We start from the raw sequence: 12,556 nt of genomic DNA, 5'->3' as shown, positions 1-12,556 counted from the left end.
CATCCTCGGCTTGCCGCGCTCCTCGATAATCCGGTCAAGCTCCCGTGCGACGCGACGACGGGATGATCGCTGGCATCGAGGTTAAGGCCAGCGCCACGGTCAAAGCCGGCGATTTCGGAGGGCTCCGCGCACTTGCAGAGGCCTGCGGAGATCGTTTCGCCTTCGGCGTCGTCCTCTACGACAATACAGATGTTGTGCCGTTCGGCGACAAGCTCGCCGCGGTGCCGCTGTCCAGCATGTGGGGTTGAGAATGGTCGCAGAAGCCAACGGGAGGACCACCCAGTACATCGTCGGCCAACGTATCAGTAGCCGAGAAAAGAAGAAAAGCGAAAAATTCGGGAAGTCCCTTTCCGGGTATGCCGCTGTAGCGCGATTAATTGGACGAGCGCACCTCAAGGCCGCTCGCGGAAAGGAGATTGGTCAGCAGCTTGGACTATCTCATCGAACTATCGAGCACCGTGTGGAGCGGCTGACGCAAGGGTTTGGCGCACGCTCGCCGTCGCAGCTCGTGGCCTTGGCGATTGCAGACGGATTGGAGAGTGCGGATTGATCCGATACCCGGATTGCAGGGCACCCCGGTTGTCAGGGGCTGCGCTGAATGCTACCGCAAGTGTGCAAGCGTTTGTGACGGGGTGTATTCATGAACCGAATGATCATTTTCTTGGTTATTGCCCTTGCGACCGGCACCGCGCATGCAAACGGGCTTCCGTTTTTCCCCAACACGAACGTCCCCGACTACACCGCGAAGCTGGTTGTGCACGACACATTAGATGGGAAGGACAACTGGCGGGTCGTGCAGCATCACAACGGCTGGACGCACGTTGAGGAGACACAAGGTGACGAGACATATATCTGGTATGGGCACTTCTTTCAGAACATTCTTTTGTCAACAGTCAAGAAAGATGGAGAGGAGATCAAGCGCTTCAGTATCAGGCAAGTCGAGCCATCGTATGACTACCTCGGCATCAAGCAGGTCAAGGAAACGAACGATGTGGAGACAGTGGGCGGCGAGGAGTGTCGCTGGCTTCAAATAGTTCGACACGATCCGCCAAGCCCTATTTGGATGACCTGCTTGACCAGCGACGGAATAGAGGTCGCAACCAAGGTTCTCTTTTCCAAGGGTAAATTGATGTCCGAGGCGCGTCTGACCGAGATCAAGCGAGGTCCGGTCCCGGAGGCCGAAGTGTTGCCGCCAAGACAGCTTTTTGACGCAAGCACGTGGCTCAAGCCGCTGCGTACCTACCCGGATCACCCTCCAAGTGCTGTCGACTTCGAGGCGAAGCTGGTTACGGGGGCGTCTGACAATTCGTCGATAGACAAGTCTTCTGAGGTGAGGTTGTTGCGACATTATCCATGGTGGTTTCGTCGGAGTGAGGGCAAGGACGGGTCAATCCGGATCGAGGTTTGGAACGAGCTTGAGAACCAGGGTATTGTCTATTCGTCATCGAAGAGGGAACGCAGAATTGTCGGTGGTCGCTCTTCGCTGGATGCGAAGCGTCCCTTCTCTCGATTCAGCAGCCAAACAGGAATGGAAAATCTGGGTGAGCAGGGCCAGTTTCTTGGCGAAAATTGCACATGGTATAACCTAACGCCGAATATGGCCGGTTCAAGTCACAAGCAGTGCATCACGTCCGACGGTATTCCGTTGAAGGACGAGCAGTGGTACGGCAGGAGCGCAGTGGAGAGCTTCGACACGGTGTCGTTTACACGTCGATCCGTCGACATTGGCGAAATGCAGCCGCCTCGCGAATACCTCGATCCCTCAGCTTGGGGGCTTGCACTGCAATAGTGCGGGCAGCAAAAGCCATGCCAACAGGGACGGCTATATAGCCAGGAGTGACTGCGTGCGATGGCCACGAGGTGCTGGTGAAGTTTCGCCCGAAACCGCAGCGGCCGGAAATGCCGCGCCACGAGCGGGTCAATCCATCGACGAAGGTCGGCTGAACGGCGCAACCGCTCAATCAAAGCTATTTGATTTGCGAGATGCTTTCGCCCTCCTCGCCTTTAAGCGGTCACTGACGTGATCGTGACATGACAAAGCCGCCACGCTCAAAGAAGACCGTCGGCTATAGCATCAGGTCCTATCGCTTAGCCGGCCTCGTGATCGGCGGGATGATTGCCGATGCCAGCGATGGCGCGGTGGCGGCGCTTCGGCATTGGTTGAAGATCATTTGAAGTATTCCTGGGCCAAAAAAGGCCCCGCGTTTTGAAGCGGGGCTTAGTTCCGGGTTGAGTGGGCCGCACATCGAAGTGTTGGCTGCGTTTAACAAATCTCCGCACGGCCCGAATGTTTTACTATCAACGGACCCTTTTGTTCCCGCGCCGACGGATTTTTTTGATCTTTCATACGCGAGCATCATTGCCTATGCGAGCGATGGGGCCGTTGCCGCCTTGGGGCATTGGCTTAAGATCAACCTGATGCTCGCGCTTTGCTGTATCAAAAATTAGCCCCGCCGAAACGGGGCAACTGGGGAAGGACGGATCGCACAGGAAGAGGGAAGCGGACAACCCCAGTATGGGGCGCCTGTGCGATCCTTGCGGCCTAACTGTAGATAGCCGGAAAAGTTCCTGTGCGGTTCCGGACGCCTGAGGGTCCAACCGGCAGGAGAGGGCGGATCGCGAGGATCGCAAGGCCGGTACCCAGCGCCTTCGCGTCGACGCAGGAGCCCGAGCCGGTTGGCGATTTTCAGGCTCAATGTCCTTGGGATGCCTTGCCTCGATGAAGAACGCAAACCCGCGTGATCAAGGCGGCAAGTTGATCGCCCCAAATGATGACATAACGACGGGCGCCTGTGCGGATGAGGATCTCGATCGCTGGAAGCTCGTCGACGTGCTCCGCCGCGTATTCGATGGCTGCCTGCAAGGAGATGAACTCTTTGTTCGCAGTGTCGGGGAACCAGCTGTGGACCGTGATCGGATTGGTGGAAGACATCAACATCATTTCAGGCAACTTCGTCTCCACCAGTTTAGCGAGAGTAATGCATATCATGACGCAACCTGTTGTGCGATGTTGGAAAGCCAAATTTGGTTACCGGTCGGTTCATGCCAGCAGTGACGGGGGATGATTGTTAGCAATTCTCAAGGCGCTGCGAAGTTGTTCTTTGAGCAGCTTATCTTTGATTTGCAACGAATATATTGAGGAGCAACGTCTCCGACGTACGTGCTGTAGAATAGGCACTCACTAAATGTATGTTTCCGGCAGTATTTGTGACTACACACTGGGATTGTCTTTGTTATGGTGCGGTTGGCCGCTCGGCGATGTTGCCAACCCCATGCAATTCAATCTCCTGTGCGCTGAGCGGCGGTCCAATCGCTCAATTATTGTTCATTTAATTTCTCGGAGAGATGGTGCCGCAAAGCGTCTGAGCGCCGCCATCGTCGAACGTCGAACATCGAACGACTGGACGACATCAACTCAGATGCTGCCTGATCAAGCCGGATAGGGCTTTTGCAACCAACCGATCGGTGAGGCTGCCGCAGCTCTTTTGCGCGTTTCGGGATCGGCGTGGGCGGAGGCGAAGATCGAGCGGACGCCGAGGGTGGCGTTTAACTCTATCGCCGCTTGGATACCATCCGTGTGGCCGGCCAGTCGAATGTCCATGATCGCTAGAGCGGGTCGGCCTGAGGCTGCAATGGACAATGCTTCGCCGGCCGTGGCCGACGCCGGGAAGGGAAGGAGAAGGTCGAATTATCCGACGCCGGAACTCGAGGCCGTCCTCGGCAAGACGCTGGGCGTGCCGGTATTTCAGGAATCTGCGATGAGGGTCGCCACGGTCTGCGCCGGGTTATGTCCTTAAGGAGAAGAACGTGACCGAGTTCCAGGACATCAGAATAACCGAACTGGCGTCCGGCCAGGCTGAAAGCGGGCCGCTGATGAACATGGTTCTCAACTTGTCTGCCGACGCGCCAGTCAACTGCCCCGACGCGTTCAGGGAAGCGTGGAATCAACCCGCACCCGCGATGAGGCGGCAGGCTGTCGTCGAAGGCAGTAGGCTCACCTCGACTTGCATGGCATACGAACTTCAGGGGCAGATCGACCAATTGAACGAGGTGATATCGGCGACCAACGACGCCTGTCGCCTCGGCTCCGAGCAAGCCGAGCTTAGACAGGACGGCGAACTCAGAGACTTGAAGGCCAGCCTGCGATATGACTGAGCACTTACGCATACGATGTGCGCCTCCATCCATGTCGAGCGCATAGGTTTTCCTTTGAAGATAGGGGTGGGCGGTGAGCAGCGCGGAACTTTCGAAGACCACCAAGGCGCCGACCGGCGAACCCTATCGACTTGCAGAGGGGGAGCTTCGCAGCAAGCTGTCGGGCAGCACAATATTGATCCTCATTGGAGTGGCCGTCATCCTCCGGCTGGGCCAGGAGATCTTCGTTCCCCTCGCGCTGTCGCTTCTCCTTTCGTTCACGCTGGCCCCGATCGTCTCTTTCCTTCGCAAGCGCTCTGTTCCAAAAATCGCCGCTGTTCTTCTCGCCGTCGTGTCGGCGTTTTGCGCGATCGCCGTATTCAGCATCGTCGTGGCGACGCAGGTGACGAACCTTGCAGAGAACATCCCCACCTATCAAAGAAACCTGGTCGACAAGGTTCATTCCCTCGCCCAAGCGGGCGCCGGAAACGGTGTCCTCGACCATCTGAGCAGAGCGGTCGAACGTGTCGGCGCCGAGATCCAGACGCGGGCCATCGAAAGCAAGAGCCCGACCGCCCAGACGCCCACGATTCGCGAACCGATGCCAGTCGAGATCGTTACACGTTCCGATCCGATCCAGACGCTAGGCAACCTTCTTCTGCCGCTCATCAGCCCCTTCGCGACCGCTGGTCTCGTGGTCGTGCTGGTGATCTTCATGCTCCTCGAGCGAGAAGACCTGCGCGACCGTTTCATCCGGCTCGTTGGTTTGGGAGACCTTCACCGGACGACCGCGGCTCTCCAGGACGCAGGCAAGCGGGTCGGGCGATACCTGCTGATGCAGTTGGTGGTGAACACGCTCTACGCCGTGCCGATCTCCATGGGCCTGTGGGCGCTCGGCATTCCGAACGCCATCCTCTGGGGGCTGCTCACACTTGTTCTGCGGTTCGTGCCATATATCGGCGCGATTATCGGCATGATCCTTCCGTTGTTTCTGGCCCTCGCGATCGCGCCTGGCTGGTCGCTCGTGGTCTGGGTCGGCGCTCTCTATCTGACGACAGAACTGATCAGCAACAACGTGCTCGAGCCGTGGCTCTACGGGGCCAACACCGGTCTTTCGCCTCTGGCGATCATTATTTCGGCGATTTTCTGGTCGTGGCTATGGGGGCCACTGGGACTGATGCTCTCGACGCCTTTGACTGTCTGTCTGGTCGTGCTCGGAAGACATGTCCCCCAGTTCGGCGTCCTCGATGTCCTGCTTGGCAACGAGCCGGTTCTGGAGCCTCACGAGAAGCTCTACCAGCGTCTGCTCGCGGGCGATCCGAACGAAGCCTCCGACAACGCCGAGGAATTCCTGCAAGAGGAATATCTCGTCGACTATTACGACAATGTGGGCCTTCCTGCGCTCCTGCTTGGCGAGACCGACCGTCAGCGCGGCGTATTGTCGGAAAACCAGATCATTCTGGTGGCGTCCAGCTCGCTGTCTTTGGTGGAGAACCTGTCGGACATTGCAGAGGAGGAGGAGAACGAGGACGAGACCGCATCGGACGCCGGTCTCGAAACGGGTTCCGAACTGGAACTTCCCGATGGCCAGGGCCGCTCCTTATTGTGCATCGGAGGCCGCGGCGGTCTGGACGATGCGGCCGCCGCGATGCTTTCGCAGGTGCTGGAGGTCCAGGGAGCAACGTCCACGACGTCATCATATTCCGACCATGCCGCGCGAGGATCTCTCGCTTTTCCCATCGACGGGGTCGACACGGCGATCGTCATATATCTAAACGGCAATTCGAAGTCTCGCGCCCGTCAGATCGTTCGACGACTGAAGCGACTTAAGCCTGACCTGCGCGTAGGCCTTCTCATGCCGACGGCGAATGGTCTGGACTATGCGCCGATCGACCCGTCCGAGATCGATGCCGATTTCATCGAGACGTCGATAGCGCAGGCGGCCCGATCCGGCCTAGTCATGTCGACGCCCGTGAGTCTCAAAACCGTAGTTCGGAAGATTGCGCGGCGCGGACTGCCTTCCGGCAGGCCATCCGCTGCATCGAATTGAAAATCGGTTCTCCGTCGCCGCTCGTATTCCTTGACGGTGCTGGTACTTTCATTTCCGCCGCCGTGAAAGAGTCGTCTTCAATCCGACGCGGTCGCGACCCTTGCACTTCGATGCTTTGCGCGCCGACAGCGGTCATGCGTAGTTTCGGCGTGCACGCTGAAACAGTCAGGCCGACAGGAGCTTTCCGATGTCTCGGCGTGGCGGAGCCCCGAACAGCCGGGCATATTCCCGGCTGAACTGTGAGGGGCTGGCATAGCCCACCTCAAAGGCGACCGTTTCCGCCGACATTTCGCGCGACAGCATCAACCGGCGCGCCTCCATCAGGCGGATCTGCTTTTGAAACTGCACCGGTGTCATCGCGGTCATTGCCTTGAACTGACGATGGAAGGCTGTCGGGCTCAGGCCGGCGAGCGCGGCAAGATCATCGACGCGCACCTGCTTGTCGAAATTGCCCCGCAATGCGTGGATCGCTTCGACCAGACGCCGGTTTCGCTCCGCGCCGACGACCATGCGGGCGAAGACACCGCCATGTGGCCCGGCCAGCAGGCGGTAGCTGAGTTCGCGCTTGACGCCGGGATAGAGCAGCGGGATTGCCTGCGGCTCGCCAAGCAGGCTGACGGCGCGCGCGGCGCAGCCGAGGATCGCCTCGTTGAGCTCCATAACGAAGGCGGCGGCATGCTCGTCGGAGGCCGGAGTGGGCGGTGCCTCCATGCTTTCATAGACTTCGCGTAGGATCGCCTGGTCGAGTTCGATGACGGCGCTGAGATAGGGCGCATCCGGCGCGCCGTGCACCACCTGGCTTGCACCCGGCATCTCGACGCTGACGACCATGGCCTGGCTGGTGCGATAATGGAGCCTTCGTTCGCCGAACGTCGTCCATTTCGCGCCCTGCACCACGATGCAGAGCGCTGGCCGGTGGATCAGGTGGTTCGGATGCCGCTCGGAGAAGGATCGGAGCAAGGCCAGTCCGTCGATCGCGGTGAAATAGGGGCTCCCGTTTCCATGAGCCGCAAACGCGGCGACGACGGCATCATGCAACATCGAAAGAGTGTTCAATCGGATCCCCCGCAAATCTGGAATTCCAAATTAACGCTGGAGGCAGGATCAGGCAAGAAAGAAGCCGGTTCCGGCATGTTCGCCCGTGCTTCGCCCTCTTATGTTCACCGTCATCAACAAAGGAGAACGGCGATGACACAGAATTCCGAACGCAAAATCGCAATCGTCACCGGCGGCAGCCGCGGGCTGGGCCGCAACACCGTGCTCAACCTCGCCAGACGTGGTGTCGACTCGATCCTCACCTATAATTCCAGCAGGGCGGAAGCCGAAAAGGTCGTGGCCCTGGTTGCTGAAGCCGGCGCCAAAGCCATTGCCCTCAAGCTCGACACCGGCGACGCCCACGGTTTCGATCCTTTCGTCGATGCCGTAAAGCAGGCGCTCGCCGATCTGGGCGCCGCCGAGCGCTTCGACTACCTCGTCAACAATGCCGGAACCTCGCACCACAACAGCATCGAGGCGACGACGGAAGATGAACTGGACATGCTTTACAATGTGCACTTCAAGGGTGTTTTCTTCTTGACGCAGAAGCTCTTGCCGCTGATCAATGACGGCGGACGGATCGTCAACGTGTCGAGCGGCCTCACTCGCATTATCGTTCCTGGCAGCGCTGCTTACGGTGCGATGAAGGGAGCGGTCGAGGTGCTGACCCGGTACATGGCAAAGGAGCTGGGACCGCGTCGCATCGCCGTCAATGTCGTCGCGCCCGGCGCCATCCAGACCGACTTTAGCGGCGGTGTGGTCCGCGACAATCCGGATCTGAACCAGCGTGTCGCCGAAATGACGGCGCTGGGCCGCGCCGGCCTGCCCGACGATATCGGTCCGATGATTGCCTCGCTGCTCTCTGAGGACAACCGCTGGGTCAATGCCCAACGCATCGAGGTCTCCGGCGGCATGTCAATCTGAGATGCCGGTCCGGACCGAGTTCAAATAATCCTACCGCTTCGCAAACGAAGGAGATTCGATCATGATGATGAACAGACGCACATTTTCGAAAACTTTGCTCGTCGGCGCCGCCACGTCACTTGTTGCGACACATGCCGGCCTGGCCGCCACCCACACGCCTCCAAAGGCGCGCAATGTCGTTCTCGTACATGGACTTTTCGCCGACGGATCATGCTGGACCGAGGTTATCGCCCTGCTGCAAGCGAAGGGCCTAAACTGCACGGCGGTCCAGAACCCGCTCACTACGCTGCCCGATGCCGTGGCGGCCGCCCGGCGCATCCTCGACCGGCAGGACGGTCCGACCGTCTTTGTCGGCCACTCCTTTTCGGGAATGATCCTCACCGAAGCAGGTGTACATCCGAACGTCTCTTCACTGGTTTATGTCGCTGCCCGAGCACCGGATGCAGGTGAGGACTATGCAGCTTTGGCAAAAACCTACCCGACACCACCGGCAACCGCGGGCATTGTCTTCGACGGCGACGAAGGACGGCTGACGGAGGAAGCGTTCCTGCGCGATTTCGGGGGCGACCTTCCCGAGGCCAGGGCGAGGGTTCTCTATGCCGTTCAACAACCATTCCAAAAGGCGTTGCTCACCGGCAAAACCTCAAACGCTGCTTGGCGTTCCAAGCCAAGCTACTACGCCGTTTCGACGCAAGACGGAACGATAAATCCAGACCTGCAGCGTTTCATGGCCAGACGCATGGGCGCTAAAGCCATCGAACTCGAATCCAGCCATCTGTCGCTCATTTCACATCCGAACGAGATCACCAAGCTCATTCTGGAAGCTGCCGGGCAATCATGACATTGGAACCCCTGAAGCCCCGCAAGCCGATATTTCGAGCCTAATCGCTGCCGGCAAGGCCAGGGGAGCTCGCTATGAGCCGGTCGAGGCGTAACCTCCGCCGGCTGCTGCAATGCCGCAGCCATCAGGCTTGGATTATTCCTTCGCCGGCCCGCCCCGCCGCTCCAGCGCCGTCTTGCGGATGGTCTCCGCGATCTCCGGACTACTGGTCGACAACATCTGGAAATCCACGGCGTAGAGCGACAGCAGCGATACCACGGTTGCTGCGCTGACCGTCGCTGAGCGAGGTTCGCCACTGATCAGCGCCATCTCGCCAAAGAAGTTTCCGGCACCGAGTTCCACTGGATGGTCGGGTGTCGCCACGGTGACCCGTCCCTCGACAATGAAGAACATCTGATCGCCAACATCGCCCTTGCGGCAGATCACGGCACCTGCGGGGACAATGCGCGGTCGCAACGCCCGAACGATCTCGATCAGTGCAGCGGAACCAAGCTTCTGGAACAGGGGTACCGCAGCGACCAATTGCCAGTTACGAACGAAGTCTTGGCGGCGAACCTCTTCGTAAAAGCCGGTGGCGAGGATGCCGGCCCAAAGTGCAAAAATACCAATCCCGCTCATCATCACCAATCCGGCCAGAACTCGACCTGCAAGGCTCTGCGGGATCTCGTCACCGTAGCCGGTCGTCGACAGCGTCACGACCGCCCACCACATCGCCTGCGGAATGCTGCCGAACCTATCGGGTTGGACGTCTCGCTCGATGATATAACCGGCCAACGCAGCGCCAAAAAGAACGATGCCGAACACCGATGTCACGCCAAGCAGATTGCGCGATTCATTCGCGATCACCTTTGCCAGCAGCCTGAAGAAGGTCGAGTCGCGCAACGGCTTGAAAAGCCAAATGGCGCAATAGAGGTTTCGATCAGGGGACCCGACGAACAAGAATGCAGCAGCCGGAACCAGAACCGCGAGCAAATCGATCACGAGGGCCGGCATCCCGCCCGACAAGCGGTGTCGCCGTGAAAGCAATGTGCCGCTCAATTGGAGGAGATAGGCCAGCCAAATTGCCGCAAGTAGCAGCTCAAAGACAAGCCTCTCCTGTCCAGTAAGGCCGTGCGTCGTTAGTGTAGCAACGACCAAGAGACCGATTGTAGCGAACAGCGCGTTGAGCGGCGTCGAAATCTTTGAGAACGGCATTGCCGACATTACATACTCCCAACCGCCCGGCATTCGTCGACAATAGATACCTTCGGGCCACACGCAAGGGAACGGGGGACTGATGGAGGTGCCGCCCGAGGATCCCGTGACTCTCTAGGACGTCATCGAAAACCGAAGGTCGGCGAACGCCTTCAGACCGTTCTGATCGGCACTTACGTCGGGCTGGCCGCCACGCGCGTAAACGCGCCATCTTCGAGCTCAGTACATTGACAGGCCAAATCAGATCGGCCTGAACTCGACGAATTCGCACTGCATGTGATCCGACCGCGTCTTCTTCCAGCCATACAGCTTGTAACCTGCTAAGCGTTCAACGAAATCCTTGGGCCGTATGGTTTTTCGTGGGCCTTCAGGCCGAGGCCGTGCCCTTGAGCCTGCTTCCTCTATATCGATCAGCTCTTCAATTGTCATACGCGATCCCCACGATGTAGGCGACGACTATCGCGCCAACTGCCGCGCCCGCATTCTATACCCGTACTATGTACAAAATTCTGGCCGCAAACTATCATTATGACCAATTAAATGAACAAAACTTGACTTCACCCCAGCGCCATGGCATGATGTCCAAAATTCTGGACGGGAGAAACTCTCATGTCCACTCAAATGAACAAAGTAGATCATAACAGTGCCCCGTCAGAGAAGCTACTCCAGAGTCACGCACCAGGCGCTCGCCATGCTCGGCAAACTGATCCGCGTCGGGCGCGCTGAGCGCGGCCTGACCGCGCAGGAACTGGCCGACCGTGCTGGTATCAGCCGGACGACATTGACCAGCATCGAAAAAGGTGCGCCCGGTCCTGAGATCGGCATCGTCTTTGAAGTCGCGTCCCTCGTGGGCATGCGCCTGTTCGACTATGACGAGCGCACTCTCCAAATGCACAATACCCGTCTCGATGAAAAACTGACCCTGCTGCCCAAGAGTGTCCGCCACACGGTGAAGGAGGTCGATGATGACTTCTAAGGCGGACGCCACGGAAGCCTTTGTCTGGATGTGGCTGCCGGGGGCGACGGAACCGGTGGTGGCGGGCCGCCTCGACCAGAATGGCGAGCGCCTGCTCTTCACCTATGGCGCCAGTTACCGCCGCCGCAAGAACGCCATTTCCGTCTATGAGCCGGAGTTACCGCTTCAGGAAGGCATTATCGCGCCCATCAACGGCCTGTCGATGGCGAGCTGCATTCGCGACGGCTCGCCCGATGCCTGGGGCCGCCGGGTCATCATCAACAGGCTGACGGGCAAGAAGCCCGACGCTGCCGGCGCGCCGGAGATCAGCGAACTTACCTATCTGCTCCAGTCCGGCTCCGACCGGATTGGCGCTCTCGATTTTCAGGCCTCGGCAACAGAGTATGTCCCCCGCCATGCCGCGCAGGCATCGCTCGACGAACTCATGGAAGCGGCCGCCCTCATCGAAAAAGGCGTCCCCCTGACCCCGGCGCTCGAACTGGCCCTCAACCATGGCACCTCGATTGGCGGCGCGCGCCCCAAGGCGCTGATTAATGACGGGACAAAGAAATTCATCGCTAAATTCTCGGCAACCAACGACACCTACAGCGTGGTGAAGGCCGAATTCATCGCGATGAAGCTGGCAGCCGCCTGCGGGCTTAACGCGGCGTCCGTGGCGATGACCCGCGCCGCGCAAAAGGACGTGCTGCTGATCGAGCGCTTTGACCGCACGCACACAAAGGATGGCTGGAGGAGGCGCGCCATGGTCTCGGCCCTGACCATGCTGGGCCTTGATGAGATGATGGCGCGCTATGCCTCTTACGAAGACCTGGCCGAGCTGATCCGTCGCCACTTCACGGCACCCAAGGATACGCTCAAGGAACTCTACGGGCGGATTTGCTTCAACGTGCTGTGCGGCAACACCGACGACCATGCCCGCAATCATGCCGCCTTCTGGGACGGCCGGATGCTCACTCTGACGCCGGCCTATGATATCTGCCCGCAGGGACGCACGGGTAACGAAGCCACGCAGGCCATGCTGATCAAGGGCGGTGGCCGCGCCAGCACGCTCGCCACCTTGCTAGCTGGCGCGCCGGATTATCACCTGAAAGAGGCGGAAGCCGCCACGCTGATTGAAAACCAGGTCACGATGATTGCCGCAAGCTGGCCAGCGGTCTGCGCGGAAGCCGAACTGAGCCACGTCGACCGCAAGCTGTTCGCCGGACGTCAGTTTCTCAATAGCTACGCCTTTGAGGGGCTCGAAGGTCAAAAGGCGCTGCGGGATGCCTTTCGTGCCGCACGGGATGCGCTGATCGCGAGCGGAGGCGCTTGACGATGACAGCGCGACAGCAGCTCAAGAGACGCGATTGGCCGTCGGCCTTTCTCCGCTCTCTTGGCCATGCGTCATGGGCTGCGGAGCAGA

13 protein-coding genes and 2 pseudogenes are annotated in these 12,556 nt (G+C 59.3%); 12 read left to right on the top strand and 3 right to left on the bottom strand.

All coding sequences use genetic code 11. From position 1 onward, the window contains the following. Positions 1–44 precede the first annotated feature (44 nt). From C3Y91_RS25230 to C3Y91_RS25215, 5 genes and pseudogenes are all read left to right on the top strand, one after another. Positions 45–248: pseudogene (locus tag C3Y91_RS25230) on the top strand (DUF4143 domain-containing protein); the annotation flags it as partial. Positions 249–250: 2 nt separating this feature from the next. Continuing rightward, on the top strand, positions 251–550 hold the full coding sequence (locus C3Y91_RS25225) for a helix-turn-helix domain-containing protein (RefSeq protein ID WP_168575981.1): 300 nt from the start codon (positions 251–253) through the stop codon (positions 548–550). 90 nt (positions 551–640) lie between these two features. Beyond that, on the top strand, positions 641–1,789 hold the full coding sequence (locus tag C3Y91_RS25220) for a hypothetical protein (RefSeq protein WP_246780223.1): 1,149 nt from the start codon (positions 641–643) through the stop codon (positions 1,787–1,789). 59 nt (positions 1,790–1,848) lie between these two features. Then, a pseudogene (locus tag C3Y91_RS38770) lies at positions 1,849–1,944 on the top strand (DUF2934 domain-containing protein); the annotation flags it as partial. An 87-nt stretch (positions 1,945–2,031) separates the two neighbouring features. Further along, positions 2,032–2,175: a hypothetical protein gene (locus C3Y91_RS25215; RefSeq protein WP_018069798.1), complete on the top strand. Its 144-nt coding sequence runs from the start codon at positions 2,032–2,034 to the stop codon at positions 2,173–2,175. 517 nt (positions 2,176–2,692) lie between these two features. On the opposite strand, the gene C3Y91_RS25210 is transcribed toward C3Y91_RS25215, so the two are convergent. Then, complete coding sequence (locus C3Y91_RS25210; RefSeq protein ID WP_245278413.1) at positions 2,693–2,941, bottom strand: hypothetical protein; 249 nt, start codon at positions 2,939–2,941, stop codon at positions 2,693–2,695. 652 nt (positions 2,942–3,593) lie between these two features. On the opposite strand from C3Y91_RS25210, the gene C3Y91_RS37665 reads away from it, so the two are divergent. From C3Y91_RS37665 to C3Y91_RS25195, 3 genes are all read left to right on the top strand, one after another. Further along, positions 3,594–3,797, top strand: a complete 204-nt coding sequence (locus C3Y91_RS37665) for a hypothetical protein (protein WP_343227742.1) — start codon at positions 3,594–3,596, stop codon at positions 3,795–3,797. Between the two features lie 10 nt (positions 3,798–3,807). Beyond that, a complete protein-coding gene (locus tag C3Y91_RS25200) occupies positions 3,808–4,155 on the top strand; it encodes a hypothetical protein (RefSeq protein WP_018485923.1) in 348 nt (115 codons plus the stop codon). A gap of 73 nt (positions 4,156–4,228) precedes the next feature. Beyond that, positions 4,229–6,184, top strand: a complete 1,956-nt coding sequence (locus C3Y91_RS25195; protein ID WP_018496946.1) for an AI-2E family transporter — start codon at positions 4,229–4,231, stop codon at positions 6,182–6,184. A 165-nt stretch (positions 6,185–6,349) separates the two neighbouring features. Here the strand turns inward: C3Y91_RS25195 and C3Y91_RS25190 are convergent, their stop codons facing one another. Then, positions 6,350–7,240, bottom strand: a complete 891-nt coding sequence (locus tag C3Y91_RS25190) for an AraC family transcriptional regulator (RefSeq protein ID WP_130773531.1) — start codon at positions 7,238–7,240, stop codon at positions 6,350–6,352. 132 nt (positions 7,241–7,372) lie between these two features. On the opposite strand from C3Y91_RS25190, the gene C3Y91_RS25185 reads away from it, so the two are divergent. Together C3Y91_RS25185 and C3Y91_RS25180 are read left to right on the top strand one after the other, a co-directional pair. Further along, the gene (locus C3Y91_RS25185) at positions 7,373–8,143 is read left to right on the top strand and encodes an SDR family NAD(P)-dependent oxidoreductase (RefSeq protein ID WP_168575980.1); all 771 of its coding nucleotides are present in this window, start codon (positions 7,373–7,375) and stop codon (positions 8,141–8,143) included. Positions 8,144–8,204: 61 nt separating this feature from the next. Then, positions 8,205–8,984 carry an alpha/beta fold hydrolase gene (locus C3Y91_RS25180; RefSeq protein WP_130767659.1) on the top strand — a complete coding sequence of 260 codons (780 nt, stop codon included), beginning with the start codon at positions 8,205–8,207 and terminating at the stop codon, positions 8,982–8,984. A gap of 135 nt (positions 8,985–9,119) precedes the next feature. On the opposite strand, the gene C3Y91_RS25175 is transcribed toward C3Y91_RS25180, so the two are convergent. Continuing rightward, a complete protein-coding gene (locus C3Y91_RS25175) occupies positions 9,120–10,187 on the bottom strand; it encodes a cyclic nucleotide-gated ion channel (RefSeq protein WP_168575979.1) in 1,068 nt (355 codons plus the stop codon). A 682-nt stretch (positions 10,188–10,869) separates the two neighbouring features. On the opposite strand from C3Y91_RS25175, the gene C3Y91_RS25170 reads away from it, so the two are divergent. Both C3Y91_RS25170 and C3Y91_RS25165 read left to right on the top strand, forming a co-directional pair. Further along, complete coding sequence (locus C3Y91_RS25170; RefSeq protein ID WP_164586115.1) at positions 10,870–11,154, top strand: helix-turn-helix transcriptional regulator; 285 nt, start codon at positions 10,870–10,872, stop codon at positions 11,152–11,154. Beyond that, positions 11,144–12,466, top strand: coding sequence for a type II toxin-antitoxin system HipA family toxin (locus tag C3Y91_RS25165; protein ID WP_168575978.1), 1,323 nt, complete (start codon positions 11,144–11,146; stop codon positions 12,464–12,466). The genes C3Y91_RS25170 and C3Y91_RS25165 overlap by 11 nt, the downstream gene beginning before the upstream one ends. Positions 12,467–12,556: the final 90 nt, after the last annotated feature.

This window comes from Rhizobium ruizarguesonis, assembly GCF_012349115.1.
GTDB classification, from domain to species: domain Bacteria; phylum Pseudomonadota; class Alphaproteobacteria; order Rhizobiales; family Rhizobiaceae; genus Rhizobium; species Rhizobium ruizarguesonis.
This window is presented reverse-complemented; position numbering and strand designations above follow the sequence as displayed.

What these genes read in the sequence shown, in the direction of transcription:
- C3Y91_RS25175 (WP_168575979.1), bottom strand. Translation starts at nt 10,187, where the DNA reads ATGTCGGCAATGCCGTTCTCAAAGATTTCGACGCCGCTCAACGCGCTG.
- C3Y91_RS25180 (WP_130767659.1), top strand. Translation starts at nt 8,205, where the DNA reads ATGATGATGAACAGACGCACATTTTCGAAAACTTTGCTCGTCGGCGCC.
- C3Y91_RS25225 (WP_168575981.1), top strand. Translation starts at nt 251, where the DNA reads ATGGTCGCAGAAGCCAACGGGAGGACCACCCAGTACATCGTCGGCCAA.
- C3Y91_RS25210 (WP_245278413.1), bottom strand. Translation starts at nt 2,941, where the DNA reads ATGATGTTGATGTCTTCCACCAATCCGATCACGGTCCACAGCTGGTTC.
- C3Y91_RS25170 (WP_164586115.1), top strand. Translation starts at nt 10,870, where the DNA reads ATGCTCGGCAAACTGATCCGCGTCGGGCGCGCTGAGCGCGGCCTGACC.
- C3Y91_RS25165 (WP_168575978.1), top strand. Translation starts at nt 11,144, where the DNA reads ATGACTTCTAAGGCGGACGCCACGGAAGCCTTTGTCTGGATGTGGCTG.
- C3Y91_RS25220 (WP_246780223.1), top strand. Translation starts at nt 641, where the DNA reads ATGAACCGAATGATCATTTTCTTGGTTATTGCCCTTGCGACCGGCACC.
- C3Y91_RS25185 (WP_168575980.1), top strand. Translation starts at nt 7,373, where the DNA reads ATGACACAGAATTCCGAACGCAAAATCGCAATCGTCACCGGCGGCAGC.
- C3Y91_RS37665 (WP_343227742.1), top strand. Translation starts at nt 3,594, where the DNA reads ATGTCCATGATCGCTAGAGCGGGTCGGCCTGAGGCTGCAATGGACAAT.
- C3Y91_RS25215 (WP_018069798.1), top strand. Translation starts at nt 2,032, where the DNA reads ATGACAAAGCCGCCACGCTCAAAGAAGACCGTCGGCTATAGCATCAGG.